The sequence below is a fragment of the Cytobacillus massiliigabonensis genome (assembly GCF_900199725.1).
Lineage (GTDB): Bacteria > Bacillota > Bacilli > Bacillales > Cytobacillaceae > Cytobacillus > Cytobacillus massiliigabonensis.
The window spans coordinates 2016397-2035187 of the sequence record NZ_LT904904.1 but is presented as its reverse complement, the minus strand read 5'-3'; the positions used below and the strand labels follow the sequence as shown (position 1 = coordinate 2035187).

At 35.1% G+C, this 18791-nt stretch carries 20 protein-coding genes; 5 read left to right on the top strand and 15 right to left on the bottom strand.

Going from position 1 to position 18791, the window contains the following annotated elements:
- Positions 1 to 173: 173 nt before the first annotated feature.
- From C1726_RS21235 to C1726_RS21220, 4 genes are read right to left on the bottom strand one after another with little or no spacing between them, the layout of a single operon-like run.
- Positions 174 to 485, bottom strand: a complete 312-nt coding sequence (locus C1726_RS21235; protein WP_216629077.1) for an STAS domain-containing protein — start codon at positions 483 to 485, stop codon at positions 174 to 176.
- A 15-nt stretch (positions 486 to 500) separates the two neighbouring features.
- Positions 501 to 2186 (bottom strand): methyl-accepting chemotaxis protein, encoded by a 1686-nt coding sequence (locus C1726_RS21230; protein WP_102274967.1) that lies wholly within the window; start codon positions 2184 to 2186, stop codon positions 501 to 503.
- A 35-nt stretch (positions 2187 to 2221) separates the two neighbouring features.
- Positions 2222 to 2653, bottom strand: a complete 432-nt coding sequence (locus tag C1726_RS21225; protein ID WP_102274966.1) for an ATP-binding protein — start codon at positions 2651 to 2653, stop codon at positions 2222 to 2224.
- Complete coding sequence (locus C1726_RS21220) at positions 2654 to 3739, bottom strand: SpoIIE family protein phosphatase (protein WP_102274965.1); 1086 nt, start codon at positions 3737 to 3739, stop codon at positions 2654 to 2656.
- A gap of 1073 nt (positions 3740 to 4812) precedes the next feature.
- Here C1726_RS21220 and istA point away from each other — a divergent pair.
- On the top strand, positions 4813 to 6102 hold the full coding sequence (istA, locus tag C1726_RS21205) for an IS21 family transposase (protein WP_102271267.1): 1290 nt from the start codon (positions 4813 to 4815) through the stop codon (positions 6100 to 6102).
- On the top strand, positions 6095 to 6847 hold the full coding sequence (istB, locus tag C1726_RS21200) for an IS21-like element helper ATPase IstB (RefSeq protein ID WP_102271268.1): 753 nt from the start codon (positions 6095 to 6097) through the stop codon (positions 6845 to 6847). The genes istA and istB overlap by 8 nt, the downstream gene beginning before the upstream one ends.
- A 195-nt stretch (positions 6848 to 7042) precedes the next feature.
- On the opposite strand, the gene C1726_RS21195 is transcribed toward istB, so the two are convergent.
- The 6 genes from C1726_RS21195 to C1726_RS21170 all read right to left on the bottom strand — a co-directional run bounded on the left by C1726_RS21195 (position 7043) and on the right by C1726_RS21170 (position 12815).
- On the bottom strand, positions 7043 to 7261 hold the full coding sequence (locus C1726_RS21195) for a hypothetical protein (RefSeq protein ID WP_235822877.1): 219 nt from the start codon (positions 7259 to 7261) through the stop codon (positions 7043 to 7045).
- Positions 7262 to 7492: 231 nt separating this feature from the next.
- Positions 7493 to 9160 carry a peptide ABC transporter substrate-binding protein gene (locus tag C1726_RS21190; protein ID WP_102274963.1) on the bottom strand — a complete coding sequence of 556 codons (1668 nt, stop codon included), beginning with the start codon at positions 9158 to 9160 and terminating at the stop codon, positions 7493 to 7495.
- A 335-nt stretch (positions 9161 to 9495) separates the two neighbouring features.
- On the bottom strand, positions 9496 to 10155 hold the full coding sequence (locus C1726_RS21185; RefSeq protein ID WP_102274962.1) for a TVP38/TMEM64 family protein: 660 nt from the start codon (positions 10153 to 10155) through the stop codon (positions 9496 to 9498).
- A gap of 122 nt (positions 10156 to 10277) precedes the next feature.
- Entirely contained in the window at positions 10278 to 10664 is a 387-nt protein-coding gene (locus C1726_RS21180) for a hypothetical protein (protein WP_102274961.1), read from the bottom strand.
- Between the two features lie 106 nt (positions 10665 to 10770).
- Entirely contained in the window at positions 10771 to 12144 is a 1374-nt protein-coding gene (locus C1726_RS21175; RefSeq protein WP_102274960.1) for a sensor histidine kinase, read from the bottom strand.
- The gene (locus tag C1726_RS21170) at positions 12141 to 12815 is read right to left on the bottom strand and encodes a response regulator transcription factor (protein WP_102274959.1); all 675 of its coding nucleotides are present in this window, start codon (positions 12813 to 12815) and stop codon (positions 12141 to 12143) included. Before C1726_RS21170 ends, C1726_RS21175 begins: the two co-directional genes overlap by 4 nt.
- 186 nt (positions 12816 to 13001) lie before the next feature.
- On the opposite strand from C1726_RS21170, the gene C1726_RS21165 reads away from it, so the two are divergent.
- Positions 13002 to 13631 (top strand): LysE family transporter, encoded by a 630-nt coding sequence (locus C1726_RS21165; RefSeq protein ID WP_102274958.1) that lies wholly within the window; start codon positions 13002 to 13004, stop codon positions 13629 to 13631.
- Between the two features lie 36 nt (positions 13632 to 13667).
- On the opposite strand, the gene C1726_RS21160 is transcribed toward C1726_RS21165, so the two are convergent.
- Positions 13668 to 15017: an amino acid permease gene (locus tag C1726_RS21160; RefSeq protein WP_102274957.1), complete on the bottom strand. Its 1350-nt coding sequence runs from the start codon at positions 15015 to 15017 to the stop codon at positions 13668 to 13670.
- A gap of 147 nt (positions 15018 to 15164) precedes the next feature.
- Between C1726_RS21160 and C1726_RS21155 the strand changes: the two genes are divergently transcribed.
- Positions 15165 to 15344, top strand: coding sequence for an H-type small acid-soluble spore protein (locus C1726_RS21155; RefSeq protein WP_102274956.1), 180 nt, complete (start codon positions 15165 to 15167; stop codon positions 15342 to 15344).
- Between the two features lie 67 nt (positions 15345 to 15411).
- On the opposite strand, the gene C1726_RS21150 is transcribed toward C1726_RS21155, so the two are convergent.
- The gene (locus tag C1726_RS21150) at positions 15412 to 15624 is read right to left on the bottom strand and encodes a cold-shock protein (RefSeq protein WP_102274955.1); all 213 of its coding nucleotides are present in this window, start codon (positions 15622 to 15624) and stop codon (positions 15412 to 15414) included.
- A gap of 352 nt (positions 15625 to 15976) precedes the next feature.
- On the opposite strand from C1726_RS21150, the gene C1726_RS21145 reads away from it, so the two are divergent.
- The gene (locus C1726_RS21145; RefSeq protein WP_102274954.1) at positions 15977 to 16267 is read left to right on the top strand and encodes a DUF6509 family protein; all 291 of its coding nucleotides are present in this window, start codon (positions 15977 to 15979) and stop codon (positions 16265 to 16267) included.
- Between the two features lie 33 nt (positions 16268 to 16300).
- On the opposite strand, the gene C1726_RS21140 is transcribed toward C1726_RS21145, so the two are convergent.
- The 3 genes from C1726_RS21140 to C1726_RS21130 all read right to left on the bottom strand — a co-directional run bounded on the left by C1726_RS21140 (position 16301) and on the right by C1726_RS21130 (position 18612).
- A complete protein-coding gene (locus C1726_RS21140; protein WP_102274953.1) occupies positions 16301 to 16708 on the bottom strand; it encodes a cytosolic protein in 408 nt (135 codons plus the stop codon).
- A 125-nt stretch (positions 16709 to 16833) separates the two neighbouring features.
- Positions 16834 to 17034, bottom strand: coding sequence for a cold-shock protein (locus C1726_RS21135; protein ID WP_102274952.1), 201 nt, complete (start codon positions 17032 to 17034; stop codon positions 16834 to 16836).
- A 123-nt stretch (positions 17035 to 17157) separates the two neighbouring features.
- Positions 17158 to 18612, bottom strand: coding sequence for a DEAD/DEAH box helicase (locus tag C1726_RS21130; protein ID WP_102274951.1), 1455 nt, complete (start codon positions 18610 to 18612; stop codon positions 17158 to 17160).
- Between the last annotated feature and the right edge of the window lie 179 nt (positions 18613 to 18791).

Genomic DNA, 18791 nt, shown 5'->3' with positions numbered 1-18791 from the left:
TAATTTGATTTAATTTTTATAATTTTCTTATTTTTATATTGTATATTTTGTTATTAATCTAATCAATACGTTTTTTATATAAAATCAATCTAATTATTAGAACGATTGATTATTCTTCATAAAAAAAGCTGTGATGTATAATTGTAATCTACAATTCATACATCACAGCTTTTTTATTCGATATCAAATACTTTATTTAATCTAGTTAGTTCAAACAGTTCTTTAATTTTCCCGCGAACGCCTTTAATTGTTAATGTTCCTCCTTTTTGTGTACATCTTTTATGAAGGGCAATGAGCACACCTAAACCTGAGCTATCTATATAGTTTACCCCCCCTAACTCTATATCCATTGTATGGATGCCTTTATCAATCTGCCGAAGCAGTCTTTCGCGTAACTCTGCTGCCTCTTCAACATATAGATCCCCTTCCAAAACAACCTTTATCCTAGTTGGTGTGGTTGATGAAATTTCCATATTCTTTATCATGGCCCGCTAATCTCCTTATATTTTAAATATTTGTACGGATGTTTTTAGTTCCATGGCCATCGCACTAACTTCCTCTGCACTCCCTGATAATGTCTCAATCGCTGCCGATGATTCTTCGGTTGCTATAGAGACTTCTTCTGTTTTTGCAGTAGTATTTTCCATTACAGTTGAAAGCTCATCTATTAAGGATACAATTTTTTCAGAGCTTGCCACTTCTTCATCTGTTACATCAGTAATCCCATCTACTTCCTTTGAAGTAACAGAAACGGCTGAAAGAATACGATCTAATGCACTGCCTGCACTGGCTACAATTTTCACTCCTTGCTCAACCTCAATTCTATTCTGTTGCATTGCCTGTACCGCTTCACCAGTGCTCCCAGATATTTTCCTTACAAGCTCTCCCACTTGATGTGCTCCGTCATTGGATTGTTCTGCTAATTTACGTACTTCTTCTGCTACAACCGCAAATCCACGACCTTGATCCCCTGCTCTTGCAGCTTCAATGGAAGCATTTAGTGCAAGAAGATTCGTTTGATCCGCAATGCTAGTTATCATTTGCGTTATATGACCGATCTCGATTGAATACTGATCTAAGCGCTGAATGAGATCTTCAGTTTCTATTGTTCTTGTCTTAATAATTTCCATTTTATTAATTGAATCGTTTACTATTTCCTTGCCCTCACAAGCAGTTTCATAGGTAGCTTTAGAATTAAGCAAAGCAGATGAAGCTTTTCCTTTAGCTATTTGGATAAGAGAAGAAAGCTCTAATAAAACTTTCGTAACATCCATTACAGATTGATTTCCCTTTTCAGTGTTCGCTGCTACTTGATTCATTGATACCGACACTTCTGTAGCAGATGCAGCCACTTGTTCGCTTGAAGCTGCCATTTCGTCAGAATATGCCGACAATTCTTTAGAGGACTGATAAACGGAAGATACGACTCTTCTCAAAGATTCATTCATCTCATTAAACGAGCTTGCAAGATCACCAATTTCATCCTTATTCTTTACTTGAATTGCTTCTCCGGTCAAATCTCCATTTGCTATTTTGTAGGCTCTTTCAGATATTTTCCTAACAGGCTGGGCAATCATTTTGCCTTCAAACAGCCCAATGCCAATCGCTAATACAACAGCAAATAAAACTATAATTAAGAGAGTAAGTCGTGATTGAACATATTCTTTCTCATTTTGTTTAATTAAGTCTTCGGCGACTTGCTTCTTTATTTTTATCAGCTCTTTTAAGTTTTCGCTTGCAATAGTAAAAGGTTCTCTTCCAAGCTTTAATCCTTCATTTGCTTCTTCATATTTCCCCGCTCTTATAAGGGAAATATTTTTTGCCACTCGATCAGTGAACAACGTCCAGTTCGTTTGAAACTCTTCAAACTTTTTCTGTTCCATTGGAATCATTCTGCCTTTTTTGTATTCACTAATTAGTTCACTTATATAGGCAATATTTTCCTCAGCAATCGTCGTAAGATCAGGATCCTTAGTATTTCCGGCAGTTACCATTTGAACCCTAGTATTCTCTGAAAACTTGGCAATTTCAGCTATTTGACTTAGCGGTACAACCGTATCCTCATGCATAGATATTCCATTATCATTTACTGCGGAAAGTGTTGATACCGCTGTGATGCCAAGCCCAGCCATTATAACAACAATAATAAAATACGAAAATAATAGTTTCATTGTTAATTTTGACATCTATCGGAGCACCTCAACGCTTTTTTTGGTTTGGATTATATATTACAGTCTGCTTCTGTCCTTATATATTTCATTAAAAGCAATTCATTGCCTTTTTGATTAAAAATCATTTTATCTGTAGCCATTTTTATAATGCTGAGCCCTCTGCCACATTCACTAGTTAAATTTTTCTCAAATAATAACTCAGGTGAACTAGTTATCTCTTTTAATGTTTTACTAACATTAAAGCCTTCACCCGCATCCTTAATTCGAACAATTAGACGTTTACCAGAGGCAATCCTCAAACTCAGTGTAATTGGATTCATCGAATGATTAGCGCAAAGGGCATTATTTACCGCTTCATTAATTGCCACTTCCATGAGAAAAGAATCATTCACACCAAAAATATTCTGAACATCCGCTTTAATTAATGAACGGAGCAGACAAAATTCTTCATGTGTACGAAATCTAAGCTGAAGTATGTTCATTCATCCTCCTCCAACTTGTTTTATCAAGATTCCAATGGCAGATGCATCATCTTTTAATTCTGAAATACTTACCCCGCTTAACATGTTCATATTTCCTTTTAAGTCATTTGCGTGAAATGTATTGTTCATTTCAATAATATCCATAAAACCATCAGTCATGAAAAACAATAATTCTCCCATTCCGATCTCTTCTGTAATTTCATCAAAAGCAGGCTCATTCAATATTCCTAAATATGGACCAGGCTGCTTTACAACCTTTAATTCACCATCTGATTGACATTTAATAAATTTATTTATTCCTGCACAGGCATATGTCAAGATGCCATTTCCCAGATCAATCCTGAAACAGAGAGCCGCGGCAAATGTATCTTCCAGAAAGTAAATCATTGATTCTTTATTAATGGCTTTCAATACATCGACAAGTGTACTATTATTATCAAAATTTTGGCGGAACAATACTCGTAATACGGAATTTTGGAAAGAAGCGGTTACCCCATGTCCCATAATATCTATAATATAACCAGATAAAACCCTTTTTTCTGAGTCCCAGTAATAATCAAAGAAGTCGCCTCCAAGATAGTTCAATGGTCTGAAAACAGTATCAATTTCTAACATCTTTATATCCATGGGTGTAGGGAGCAAGGTTCTTTGAAGCATACCAGTCCTTATGATATCCCTTCGTAATTTTTCTTCCTCTGAGATATCCGACACAACTCCCACAAATTGGTTAATGATATTTCGTTTATCTCTGATAGCAATGATGCTTAGCTTTTGGAGAAACAAACGTCCACTTTTATGACGATTCCATATCTCCCCTTCCCATCTCCCTTCCGATGTTATCCGCTTCCATAATTCGCGGTAAAAGGCTTTATCATGAAGATTTGACTTTATAATATTAAGATTTTTCCCTAGTAATTCTTGAACAGAATAGCCTGTAATCAAACAATATGCTTGATTGACATTTAAGATATTCGCATTTATATCTGTAATAACTAGGCCTTCTTTCATTCCTTGGAATACTGAATAAACGACATTCGAGGAGGTAAGCATTTTTTGCAGTTCTTCATTGTTTCCTCTATCATCCATGTTTAGTTCAATGGCTATTTCCTACACCTTCTTTGTCGATTTTTCCCATTANATTAGCAGCAAACTAATTTTATATAGTGTTTCCTAGAATAAAGCTGAAATAAAAAGGTATAAAAATCCAGCAGATAGTGCTATGTGAAATATAGATAGCCAAAAATTTTTCCTTCGAAGATTAATAACAGCCAAATCGGCATTGTATATGAAAATGGCAGCATAACAAACTATTAAACCTGAGTCTATTTTACCTATTAATAAGAAAATAATTATTAGTACCAATAAAGAAAAACCAAGAAACTTTTTCAACTCATTCACCTCTTAGAAATATTTTACAGTTGGAAGTTTGAAATGTATAGAGTGATTAAAAGGATTAATAGGATTCTTTAAAGGAGGAATGAACGTGCGTGAGATAAAAGTTCGTGGCTACTTTAGTTTACTGTTGAAAAAAATAGAGCTAATCGGATATCCGATCAGCTCCTTAGTTTTTGATATTTACTAATTTCGAATCCTGCATTAAAAATTGAAATTACCATTATGAAGAAAAATAGGATTTGAATAAATGAGTTAGCAGACCAATAGCCTATAAAGTTCATAAAAACCAGAATAAAAAATAATAATGCTGTAGTGACAGAGATAATAGATCTAAATTTGTTATTCATAAAAACCTCCTCGTATATATGTAAACAATTATAGTATAAGGTTAACATATTCTATTGAGTGTTAAAACCCAAAATTTAACAAAGATTTATGAAACTGAGGAGAAAGCTGTTTAAAAAAACTACCTTGTTATAAAAAGGTAGTTTAAGCAGATAAAGCAAAAGACTTTTTCATCAATAATAAAGGCTTACTGACTTACTTTCTTGGTATGTTGGTTTTTGTAGAACCATTTGAAATGCAGACGTGATATGTAGTTGGTTATAAACATAGTGATAAAACTCCAATACCAGGTCCAATTTTCTCCATATTTAATAAGTCTAGTGTATTTTACAAATGCTAATTTAAATATGTACAAAAATGATTAAATAAAGGTGTACAGTTTTGACTCGGTTTTTCATACTAATCTTGAGGTGATTAGTATGTACATAGCGTTGAATATCCAGACAGATTTTGAGATTAATAGTCTTACAGACTTACCGAAACTAAAAATACTGATGGAGAATTTAAATATGCGAATTAATAAGAGTCAATTAGCTAGGGAATTAAATGTGGACCGGAGGACCATTGAAAAGTACCTTAATGGGTTTACTCCAAAGAAAACCAAGAATAAAACTTCGAAATTTGATAAGTTCTACGGAGTTATTTCACTCCTCTTATCAAAAGAATCAAAACAAGTATTTTATTACAAAAGAGTGCTATGGCAATACCTAAAAGATAATCATGGATTAGATTGTGCAGCTTCATCATTTCGTAGATACATCCAAAGTAAGCCGGAGTTCCAATCTTATTTTAGTGAAGGAAAGAGAACGAATCCAACACCGTCTAGTATTCGATATGAAACACCGCCTGGGGAACAGGCACAGCTGGATTGGAAGGAAAACCTTCGGTATGAAACGAAAGATGGAGAAATTGTTTATATCAACGTAGCTGTCTTATTACTTTCTTTTTCAAGATTTCGTACTTTTTATATGAGTATATCGAAGTCACAAAGTGTACTATTTTCATTTTTGACAGAAGCCTTTGAAGCTATCGGGGGCGTTCCAAAGAAAATCATGACTGATAATATGGCAACTATAATGGATGATGCGAGGACGAAACATTTCAAAGGGAAAGTGAATAAACGTTTCGCTCAATTTGCAGAAGACTTCGGATTCAAAGTACATCCTTGTATCGCAGGAAGGCCAAGAACAAAAGGGAAAATAGAATCACCCATGAAATATCTTGACGAAATCTATGCCTATCAAGGGAAACTTAGTTTAGAAGAACTTCACAAGTATGTACAGCAACTCGGAGAAAGAATCAATAATAGTTATCATCAGGGGACTGGAAAAATACCGATTTTAGCCTTAAAACGAGAAAAGAATCTCTTACTGCCCCTACCACGGCAACAAATAAGAGATTCTTACAGAATCAACCATACACTAGTAAAAGTAAATTCATCCAACATGGTATCCTATAAATCCAATCAATACTCAGTTCCAGCTGAGTATCGAGGAAAGACAGTTGGTTTACAAGCATATGATGATCAATTATTCATTTATTATAACACGGAGTTAATTGTCCAACACAAAATAAGTCATCAAAAAATCAATTACAAGGAAGAACACTACAAAGATGAGCTCAGTAGAGCTCTTCCCTACTATCCTGATATTGATGAATTGGCAAAGAAAAATCTAGAGGCAATTGGAGATGTGTATAAAAATGAATAATTCTTACCAACAGTTAGTGCAAAATCTTGAATATTTGAAACTCAAGCAAATGATCCAGCATTTAAGTGAAACCATCGACTATAGTGTAGGCAATCAGGTATCCTTCGTGGAGACACTCGTAAAACTTACAAACTATGAGATCGATGTTCGTGAGAAGAACATGATGCATTCCATGGTAAAGGTGGGGGCATTTCCCCACCTTAAGGAAATAAATGAATTTGATTTTGATTTTCAACCATCCATTAATAAACAACAAATACTTGATTTTCTTACTTTGCGTTTCATAGAAGAGAAGGAAAACATTATCTTTTTAGGACCTAGTGGTGTAGGAAAAACTCATTTAGCAACGTCAATTGGAATAGCCGCTGCCAAAAAACGAACAAGTACCTATTTTATTAAATGTCATGATTTACTACAACAATTAAAAAGAGCTAAAATTGAAAATCGATTAGAAGCAAGGTTGAAACATTATACCAAGTATAAGCTGCTTATTATCGATGAAATCGGATATTTGCCTATTGATGCTGAAGATGCAAAATTATTCTTTCAACTAATCGATTTCAGGTACGAAAAAAGAAGTACTATCCTAACCACCAATATCAATTTCAAGTCTTGGGACGAAATATTTCAGGATTCCAAACTAGCTAATGCGATCTTAGATCGTGTTTTACACCATGCAACGGTAGTTAGTATTGTTGGAGAATCTTATCGAATAAAGAATCATCTTGCGAAAGAGCCCGAGTAATTTTGTACATATTTAAACGATCAATTATGTACATGTTTAGGTTGACATTTATACCCATTAAATTATTTTATTACTTTTTACCTATTTTTCCTATCTCTATAAACAGAGTTCACAATCATTTCATTAATTTATGTAAAATAAGTGAAAATAAAAGACACTAACAAGTGTTAGTGTCAAAAAACAAGTGTATTCTAGTTATTTTCCTTGTACTGCTTCTTCTTTTGTCCTTTCACGTTCCTCAAACCATAACTTTAAATGAGTGAAGATTGTAAACAAAAGAAAGAAGTTCATCGCCCACACAGAAATAAAAGGTCCAATCCCTCCAAAGTCAATTGTTTGGTAGTTTTTCAATAACAAAACTACATAGGATTCAATAAAAACAAGGATAAATCCCCCAATCCCAGCAATAGTCATCCGAATCAAACCTTTTCAACCCCTTTATCAAATTATAATTATTATAATTTATTTTTTTAATTTATTAAATGATAAATATCACAAAATTGTCATATTTTTTTATTTACATCTATTGATCTTTATAATAATCTGCACTTTGAGTTAAGCAGACTATTTAGTCAGACCTGTACAAAACAAAGAAAAGACTATCGAGACAACTCGACAGCCTTTTCGTATCATATTGCCTTGTTCTTATTCGAAATAAGCCCATTTATACTGCACATCACCAAGACCAGATACAGCCACATCTTTTAAGTTTTCAGCTTGTACCCAGTTGTTTGTGTAGAAGTAAATAGGGGCAACTGGCATATCTTCCATAAATACTTTTTCAGCATCTTTTAATAACTGCTGACGTGCATCATGGTCGCCTTCAGTCGCAGATTTAGCTAATAAATCTTGGAACTCTTTGCTTTCCCATCCTGTATCGTTGTTACCACCTTCAGCATCACGATACATTTCAAGGAAGTTGATTGCATCGTTAAAGTCACCTAACCAGCCCATACGAGCTACTTGATAATCTAGTGCATGTACTTTATCTAAATATACTGCCCACTCTTGGTTATCAAGCGTTACTTCAATGCCAAGGTTTTTCTTCCACATATCTTGGATTGCTTGAGCAATCTTTTGGTGTGCCTCAGATGTGTTGTAAGAAAGAACAATGGCTGGAAGCTCAGAAGCATCTTTAAAACCAAGCTCCTCTAAACCTTTTTGTAAAAATTCTTTTGCAGCTTCAACATCATTATCAGGGAAATGACCTTTTTCATTTTCAGGGAACATGGACGGCGGTACAATTCCCATTGCCGGCAATTGTGCACCTTGAGTAATGTTATCAATTAATTCCTGACGGTTAATGGAATGTGCAAGAGCTTTACGAATATTCACGTTAGCAGTTGGTCCAGCGGTTGTATTGAACTTATAATTGTAAACACCCGCAATTGATTGTGTAATTAAACGTCCGTCATCCTTAAGGGCTTGCATGGCATCCGTTGGAAGGGCACCTGTTGGGGCACCTGCCCAATCAAGCTCCCCGTTATCGAACATAGATAATTCAGTGTTTGGATCATTAATCATAATCATTTCAATTGTTTCTAATTTTACTGTGTCAGCATCCCAATATGTTTCATTTTTTTCAAGAAGTATCTTATCGCTATGAGACCATTCAGTCATAACGAAAGGCCCGTTAGACGTATAGTTATCACCAGCATCATTTGCCCAGTCAGGATTCGCTTCAGCAATCTTGCTGTTGATTGGCAGATAAGTATAGAATGCAGTTAATTCTAAAAAGAATGGTGTCGGATTGGCAAGTGTAACTTCTAGCGTTTTATCGTCTAAAGCTTTAACACCTACATCATCAAGTGAACCGCCGTTTAAGTTTGCATCTTCTCCACCTTTAAGGTAGTAAAGCTGGTATGCATACTCAGATTGGTTCTTCGGATCTAATGCCCACTTCCATGCATATTCAAAGTCTTTCGCAACGACAGGATCTCCATTTGACCATGTAGCATCGCGTAATGTAAAAGTATATACTGTTTGATCGTCAGAAACCTCTACTTTTTCTGCAGCAGCCTCTTCCGGTTTTCCTTCTTTATTGATACGAGTTAATCCTTCAAATGTTTGACGAAGAACTGTGCCAGAAGTAGCATCTTTCGCTAATCCTGGGTGCAATGAAGGCGGTTCAGTATTAATGTTTACACGTAAATTTTGTGGTACATCAGGATTTGCCTCAGCAGTTTCATTGCCTTCAGCTTTTTCACCATCGCTAGACGCTGGTTCATTGCTTTTCCCGCCGCCGCTACATGCAGCGAGGAACATACTAAGAACGAGCAGCATACTAAAAAAGAATGATAATCTCTTATTCACAATTTTCCCCCCTATATTTTATCTCAAACGGATATTACATTTTGTTATTCACTTAATATTCAACTATGTGCCCTATGTATTTTGATTATTCGCTAGTAATTAAGTCATGCAGATTACTAACTTTTAGCACGAATGTAAATAAATAGTCAGATAGGATTAAGCTTTGTAACAATTTTGTAAAACTCCGTCTGTTAAGATTATTATAAATAGTCGGAAAACTTTATGCAAGTAGTTTTCAATTTTTTGAAACATCTGTCAGTTTTAATCGCTGTTTTACAGGATAAATACTGACAGATATGATCTCTATGACTTTTGGATTATATGAACTTCTTAGCCTATTTCTGATTTTCTCTAGCGGTTTTCCTATTATTTTTGCGATAGAATTTTTTAAACAAATAAAAGAGTAATATTAGGAAAAAAGCAAGAATCCCTAATACATATACATTTATTTCCCCTGAAAATAATCCCGCAGGTATAAGAGATAATATAATAAAATAAATAAAATTACCGATTGAAGTAGCTGTAATAAATTCCTTTAATCGTATCCCGCTTAATCCCGCTGTAATATTTATAATGCTCGTCGGAATAAAGGGAATCACTCTTGCTTGGAGTACATATAAAAACCCATGCTTCTCTCCCATATTTACTATCTCCGGCTTTAATTTCTTCAACATCCAATCTTGAAATCCAAACCGAATGCCAAGAAAAACGATAATGCTTGAAATTATGCTCGTTATCCAGCTCCAAAAAAAACCATAATACAGTCCATATAGGGCAATATTTAATGAAATAACTAAGATAAGCGGAATAATTGTAAATGAGTTTTGGATGATCATAATAATAAAGGTGATGCCGAGAGTATAATATATATTTTCACCGAGAAAGGATTTAATCGTTTCAATATCACCTGATTTTAATACGTGGTATAAGCTTGAATTAAAAAAGAAATAAATGGCGACGGCAATTAATGCCAATAAGATGATTAACTTATGCAAGGTTCTTATAATGCCACCCCCCAAATGAATCTTAATTGACTTAACAACATCATATCAAATTTGTATGAAGACGTTGTGAAAAAAATTAAAAAGCACCTGGCTCCCCAAGTACTTTTTTTGCCTTACTTTTCTTTTATAAAAGTTAATAAGAAAAAGAATAAAAAGCTAAGTAATAATACGGTGCCGCCCGCAATGTAAAGGATTGTATGCATAACAGGAGAAAAAATCGCAGGTTTAAAAATAAATAGTGCCATTCCTCCAGTTAATCCTATTGAGCCAGCAATAGCCGAGTACACGTGAAGCTTAGCAAGCAGCCCTAATTTCGGTGAAAATATTTTATAATAAACAGCCCAAGCAAATATTGTTAACCAGCCTACAACTAATATATGGGCATGAATTGGTCTAAAAGCATAGCTGCCTGACCCTGCCATATGCGATCCTAAAAAGGAGCCAATTAATGCAAAAATTGCTGATAATCTTAATAAAATCGTACTGTAATTATTTTTCATCAAACCATTCTCCCTTAATATAAATTACCACTATTTCCATAGTGTTAATTTATATAATGAATATGAACGGATGATGAATGAAACATTACAATTCTTTTTAATTTATCTAAACTTTTCGCAAACGGATAGTAAACGTAGTCCCTCTTTCCTTTCTACTTTCTACACATATTTTACCGTGGTGCATTTCAACAATGGAGTAAACGATGGATAAACCCAGTCCTGTTCCTTCAATCGTGCGGGTTCTCGAAGAATCCCCCCTGTAAAACCGATCATAAATTCGTTCAATCTCTCCCTCATCCATTCCTATACCGGTATCCGTGAAAACAATTACATAGTAAGTGTCATTTTCCGTGAGAGAAATGTCGATCTCCCCATTATCAATATTGTATTTAATTGCATTCGTTAATATATTTTCCCAGACTGAATACAGCAGTGATGGGTCACCATTGACAAAGGTTTCAGGCAGAGTATAGCTCATCACGATTCCCTTTTCATTTAAGTTCCATTGATATTGTCTGATAACCGTTTTGATTTGTTCACTTAAATTGAAATGCTTTACATCCATCAAATCTTTCTTAGAATCAATGGAAGACAATAATAAGAGCTGCTTTGTCAAATTGGATAAACGAGTGACTTCAGATTCCACAACCTCTAAATAACTTTTCTCTTCACTATCTAATTTCCTAGCTCTCAATAGCTTTATGTATCCTTTAATATTTGCTAAAGGGGATTGAATATCATGTGAAATGTTAGAAATAAATTCTTTACGCATATCATTTACATTTTCAAGCTTACTTGCCATCTTTTTAAAGCTAGCCGCAAGCGCGCCAATTTCGTCTTGCCGTTGAATAGAAAGCTTAATTCCAAAATTTCCTTCTGCAATTAATTTTGTTGCCTTGTTCAATTTACTGATTGGCTTCACTAAAAATTTTGTGCTAATTAAAACAAACATCATGCTAATTAGGATTGTGCCGACAACAATCCAGCCAAACATAATATGCATTTCATTAAACAAAAGTTTAATATCTGGACGGAGAAAGAGTGCATAGGCTTTGTTTTTATATTCAATAGGAACTCCAACTGTATTTTTTAATTCATTTGCAAAAAATCCAGTCACAAAGGTTTTATGAGGAAATTGCGCAATCCCATGATAAATCTGGCCATTTAATACTTCAGTAACAGCTTTATCTGATAGTTCGCGTTCTCTAAATTCTGCACCATAAGTCTTTTTCATGCCCCCATCAGTTATGTACAGCTGATAGCCAATCGATCCAATATGTTCTAAATATTCATTTAAATTTATCTGATCATGTGAATGAAGAAAATCAGAAATCTCAGATGCCATCTTAACTATTTTCAAGTCATTTTGCCTCTTTAAATAGTTTTGATAATACATATTTGTAAACAAAAATGAAAGGATTCCACTGAAAAACATAATTGCAATCGTTGTAACAGCAAATTTAGAGTAAAGAGATTTCATTTGCGAACCTCAAGAGAATAGCCAATGCCTCTAATCGTCTTTATTGAAAAATCATCGGATGCTTTCAAGAAACGCTCTCTTAATCGTTTAATATGAACATCAACTGTTCTTTCATCCCCCTCATAATCGATTCCCCACACTTGTTCAATTAATTGGGCTCTGCTAAACACTTGATTGGGGTGTGATGCCAAGTAATATAAAAGCTCAAACTCCTTTAATGGCAGGATGAATGTTTTCCCATTCCATTCTACCTCATAGCTTTTTTTATTAATCAAGACGGAACCGATTTTTATATTTAATTCACCTGCTTTTCCGTATCTTCTTAATAACGCATTCACCCTAAATAAAAGCTCTTTTGGTTCAAACGGCTTAACTAAATAATCATCTGTTCCAGATAAATATCCTTTTTCCTTATCTTCAATTTGACTTTTTGCAGTAAGTAAAACAATGGGAATATCAAAAGTTTTTCTTATTTCCTCAGTTAATGTGTATCCATCCATGTAAGGCATCATAATATCAACAATGGCTAAAACACATGGATGCTGATGAAGCATTTTCAAAGCCTCTGCCCCATTGCCAGCCTCAATAACCTTAAACCCTTCCCTCATTAACAGCTCTTTTACTAAATACCGCACATGCTGATCATCGTCAGTAACTAGGATCGTTTGCATTTTCTCACCCTCTTTTAGTCATCTCTTCTATTTTAAAGAAATTTTTTATTTTACACCATTAGTAATACACACTTCAAGTTAGCTTCGTTTCTTTTATAGATACGATGCAAAAAATTGTTGTCGTACAAGCCTTCCGCTAAGAATAAAATGGGTAAAAACGAAACGGCAATTTAAGGAGATGTACGAATGAGTATTTTTATTGGATATGTATTTCTTGGACTATCACTCGCCGCACCCATTGGACCGGTAAATGCAGCACAATTGGATAAAGGGATTAAAAGCGGATTTTTCCACGCTTGGCTAGTTGGGCTTGGCGCCATGATTGCAGACATTATATATATGCTGGCCGTTTTTCTCGGTATCGTTCACTTTCTGGAAATTCCTTTTATGAAGGCCTTCCTATGGTCTTTTGGTTTTTTTGTCCTCGTATATACTGGGATTGAAAGTTTAATCAGTGCAGGAAAAATCTCTTCAAACACAAGGGGTGCTGAAGAATCAGCAATGAAGTCATTTTTCTCAGGTTTTTTAATGTCTATTTCAAATCCGCTGACCATTCTTTTCTGGCTAGGAATTTACGGCTCTGTCCTTGCAGAAACAGCTGTTAAATATGATAAAACTCAAGTGGCTATCTACAGTCTTGCAATTATTATCGGATTATTGCTATGGGATATCACGATGGCAGGTGTTGCCAGCAGTTTCAAAAGATTTCTGTCCATGAAGGTTTTAACTGCCATTTCTATTTTATCTGGACTATCCTTAATTGGGTTTGGTCTTTATTTCGGATACCAGGCAATTATCCTATTATTTTTCAGCTAAAGAAGAACTCCACTTTGGATTAAGTGGAGTTCTTCTTTAGCTTTTTTTCTTTTTATTGACAGTAAAATGTTTAATGATTAGGACAATCAGAACGAGCCCAACTAATAATACACTTACAAAAAAACCTGGTCTGCTTGACTTGTGTAATAAAGTCCCGCTGACCGCTGTCAAAATAAGCGCCATTCCAGCAAACCTTTTGAAGTGATCGAATCCGGTTGGCTGAATTAGCCTAGGAAATGAAATAAGAATAAAGAACCAATTATATAAAAGCATCAATCCTGCAGCAGTTGTAATATATTCATAAATACTATCGGGCATAACGAGTGATAGAATAATTGAGGTAATTAGCCCTCCGATTGTTAAACCCAATGCCAGAGGCGGTACTTTCAGCTTCCCCTTTTTGGAAAAGATTTTTGGAGCATCCCCATCTTCAGACAAAGTTACAAGCATGCTCGTCACAGCGAATAAAGATGCTGCCATGGTCGAAAATCCAGCAATAATTATCCCTCCATTAAAAACATGAGGAAAAAAATCTAAATTATATTTATCAAGAGCAATGACAAATGGGCTTTCTTTCGTGTTAAATTTTTCTACTGCCACTAGACCTGTTGCCAGCGTGAGGGAAATTAAATAGATTGTCATTAGGATCATTAGCATAATCGTTCCCGATTTTCGCGCATCCTCTTTATTTTTTAATCTTGGAGCCATGATGCCCATAATTTCTATACCGCCAAATGCATAAAACCCAAAGATAAGAGAAGACCATAGCCCCTTTACACCGTTTGGCATAAATTCGTTCAGATTATTCGGAATCGAAAAATCCTTGCCGCTTCCACCAAACAAACCAAATAAAACAGCTATAGCCAAGATAATAAACATAAGAATAGCTGCAACCTTTATTACCGCAAATACATTTTGAGCACGTTCAAAGCCTTTCGTACCTATAACGACTACAATTATACCTAAAACGGCATAACCTGAAGCAAAAATCCAAAGCGGAACTTTTGGAAACCAAAATTGTGAAAGGATTGATAGAGCAGTCAACTGGCTTCCTGTAATCAGCATTTCCGAAAACCAATATACCCAGCCGCTGCTGAAACCCGCCCAAGGACCATATGCTTTTTTCGCATAGGATCGAAATGATCCTTCTTGAGGATCCTGAGCAGACATTTTCCCAAGAGCATCAGCGACAATATATGTACCTAAGCCAGCAAGAAGAAAGGAAATCAGAATCGAAGGACCCGTCATTTTAATTCCGATTCCTGACCCTAGAAAATAACCAGTCCCGATGATACAGCCAACTCCGATTAGCGAAAGCTGCCACCATGCTAATTTTTTGTCTTTTTTATTATCACCTTGCCCGCCTGTACGCACTGGTATCTCCATCGTTTTCCCTCCCATTCAATCCAATTTATTATTGAACGAAGGACTTAGGTTTATGTACCATTATAATTAAATAATGAAGCTTTGTTTTATGTATAAAAAATGGGATTTAACTAAAAATATAATGATTATAAATGAGGAGTGATATCAGTGGATATTAAACGGGTTAAGCAAATCCTATCTTCTTCTGCTGAAATAGAAGTGACATATAACGGTGCATCTGTCTGGATTGACCGGCTTAATGAAGATGGGAAAACAGCTACTGTACATTTACGGGGACCGCTGGAGGAACGATCAGAAGTTGATATTACTGAATTACAAGAAGGATAAAAGATATGCCACCCAATTTTTAAATTGGGTGGCATGATAAGTTTTCTGATTCTAAACTACTTTTATATTAACTGTTCGCATAAATGCTATTATTATTAACAACCTGCAGCTCTTTCGTTGTTTCTCTCATTTCACTTTTGCAGATTGGGCATGTTGGTGTTTGGCTGCTCTTAAAATTATCTCTTATCCAGCAATTGCACTTCTCTGAAGTACATTCCCACACCTTAACTTCCTCCAATTTCACTTCTTCTGTGTTTTTTCTTCCAAAACCCATTGCCATATTAGGCACCTCCTAAAGAGTAGAACCCTTTTTTAAATAAAAAATAAAAACACTTGTTAAATAAAGGGACATAAAAATATCAACTCTAAATAACAAGTGAATTATGGGCAACTTATTTTCAATGTTCAGCTCATTAATTAGTATAACATAAATTCCCTACATCGTCAAAATCTTATAGCAGATACATTATTATATGGGGCAAATAGGACAAATATTCCTCTACCCCTCGATAAAATTTTAAAAAATGAAAACCTTATTCATAAATCGTGTAATACTATCCTATCCTTATGGGAAAGGTGTATAATGTTTTAGTTAAGTTTACGTTAATGCTTTAAAAGGAAGGATGAAACCTATGAAGATCACAGGCTATTCTGTTGAACAATTAAACGACCCAACAGGCATTTTAATAGGAGAGCGTTTTGAATTTTTTTTAGATATCGAAGTAGATGAAGATGATGAATTATTTTCAGAAAATGGCGTGCAGCTTCGGATACTATTTTATCAAAATGAAGATGATAGCCGGATACTGAATTATCATTTTCTTTCCTCTGAAAAAATATTAGAATTTGCCCTTGATGAGGATGAAGAACAAACGATCACTAAATTTTGCAGCGAGCATCTATCAGTTGAAGAAGAGGAATGAAAAGAGCAGGGTTCTCTGCTCTTTTCTTCTTATTTAAACTTCGATATTCTTTCCATCTTCCGCAATATGATACATAAGGTGTGCTAGGTGATGAATCGGACTGTATGCTTCCTCCTCATCTTCCTCTTCATCCTCATATTCCTCATTAAACTCAAGATCATTTAAATGCAAAGCAGCAAATTGATAAAAATCCTTCAGTTCAAACGCGTAGCATGCACTTGGGTCTTCATTTTCTTCTTCATATTGAAGAACCATATAAGATTCATTCCCATCCGCATCAACTGCATCAAAGTAAATAAAAAATCCAATATTCGTATCTAACTCGAATAAATGTCTTGTTCCACCCTCAGTTAATCGGTCAAAGTCTTCTTCACTCAACTTTTGCACCTTCATAGCATCCACTTGATCTTCCTTATGAAATTGTACTGTAAATTCCTTCACGGCATTTCCCCCTTTTCCTTTCTAATCTAACACAATTATTGAAGCATTCATATTATTACCCAATTTATTATTGATGAATCCAAATAAAAAGAACCCTAAGCGGGCTCTTTTTATCTTTTTATGGTTTATACTTTCGTTACATTAACAGCTTGAGGACCACGCTGGCCATCTTCTATGTCAAAATTAACTTCTTGACCTTCATCTAGTGTTTTGAAGCCTTCACCTTGAATCGCAGAAAAATGTACAAATACATCATCTCCACCTTCAACTTCAATAAATCCAAAGCCTTTTTCCGAATTAAACCATTTTACTTTACCTGTTGCCATTTTCAAATCCTCCTAAATATTAACACTAACAGAACACGATAGTTATCCTGCATCTATTAGTATGGCTATTTAATTCGGATCTTATCCATTTAAACAGATGAAATTTGAATAGAAAGTTGAAATTTATTTGCTTCTAGTTCTATTTCTGCTTCTATCTCTTCGGTCTCTTCCACCGCCGCTGCCAGCAGTTCTTCCACGATCTCTGCCTCGGTCATTATATCGTTTTCTGTCTCCGCCACGGTCCCCTCTAGGCTTTCTTACACGAATAGGTTCAACAGCAGTTAATTTGACTGGAGTGACATCAGGATCTTTCGTTAATAGTTTTAAAGCAGCAGCTAGTAATGAAACAGAATCTGTGTCATCAAGCAATGATTCAGCTATTCGCTTATAATCAGCATGATCATTATTCTCTATAACTGTCATTAAACGGTTAATTGTTGCCTGCTGATTACCGATTAGCACATCTTTAAATGATGGGACTGGCATCTTCGCCATCTTACTTTTTGTTACATTTTCAATAATTTTTAAATGATCAATTTCTCTTGGAGATACAAATGTAACAGCAAGACCTTTTTTCCCAGCACGGCCAGTTCTGCCAATTCGATGAACATAGCTCTCTGGATCCTGAGGAATATCAAAATTGTACACGTGAGATACGCCGCTAATATCAAGGCCTCTTGCAGCTACATCCGTTGCAACCATTATGTCAATTGTTTGCTCTTTAAAACGGCGGATTACCTGATCACGTTTTGATTGCGGGATATCTCCATGGATTCCTTCCGCTGAATATCCACGTTTGATTAAGCCTTCTACAACTTCATCAACACGTCTTTTTGTACGCCCAAACACAATCGCAAGCTCAGGAGATTGAATATCTAAGAGGCTGCAAAGCACATCAAATTTTTGCTTTTCATGGACTTCCATATAATGCTGTTCAATATTTGTTACAGTCATTTCTTTTGCCTTGATTTTTACTAATTCAGGCTCTTGCATAAATTTCTCTGCAAGTGATTGAATTCTTTTTGGCATAGTTGCAGAGAAAAGCATGGTTTGGCGTTCCCCTTTAATTTCACCAAGAATTCTCTCAATATCCTCAATAAAGCCCATATTGAGCATTTCATCAGCCTCATCTAATACAACCATTTTTAAGTTGGCAAGGCGAATCGTTTTTCTTTCAATGTGGTCAATTAATCTTCCAGGAGTTGCAGCAATAATTTGCGGTCTATTTTTCAATCCGCGAATTTGTCGATTGATATCCTGTCCACCATAAATTGGCAAAGTTTTAATTCCCTTTACTTGGCCAATTCGATTTAATTCTTCCGCAACCTGTACTGCAAGTTCACGTGTTGGCGCAAGTACCAGTCCTTGAACGCCTTCCTCTTTACTAACTTGCTCTAATAAAGGAACACCAAATGCAGTAGTTTTCCCTGTTCCTGTTTGTGCCTGTCCAATCATATCTTTTCCTTTTAAACCAATAGGAATCGCCTGTGCCTGAATTGGTGTCGGCTCTTCAAATCCCATGTTCGATAATGCTTTTTCTAATTCATTACTAAGACCAAAATCTGAAAAAGTTGTCAAAGTAGTAGTTCCTCCTTATATCTACCCTATTTCAAGGTTTTCCTTATTTCAAAAATATCAATAGCTACGTTAATAGGTTTTCCAGTTTGTATCTCTTTTTTACATAAGCTTTATTTATTTTTCCATTTAGACAACATTCATTAGAGCTTTTTTCCAAATCGCTCCCGAGGAAAAAGTGA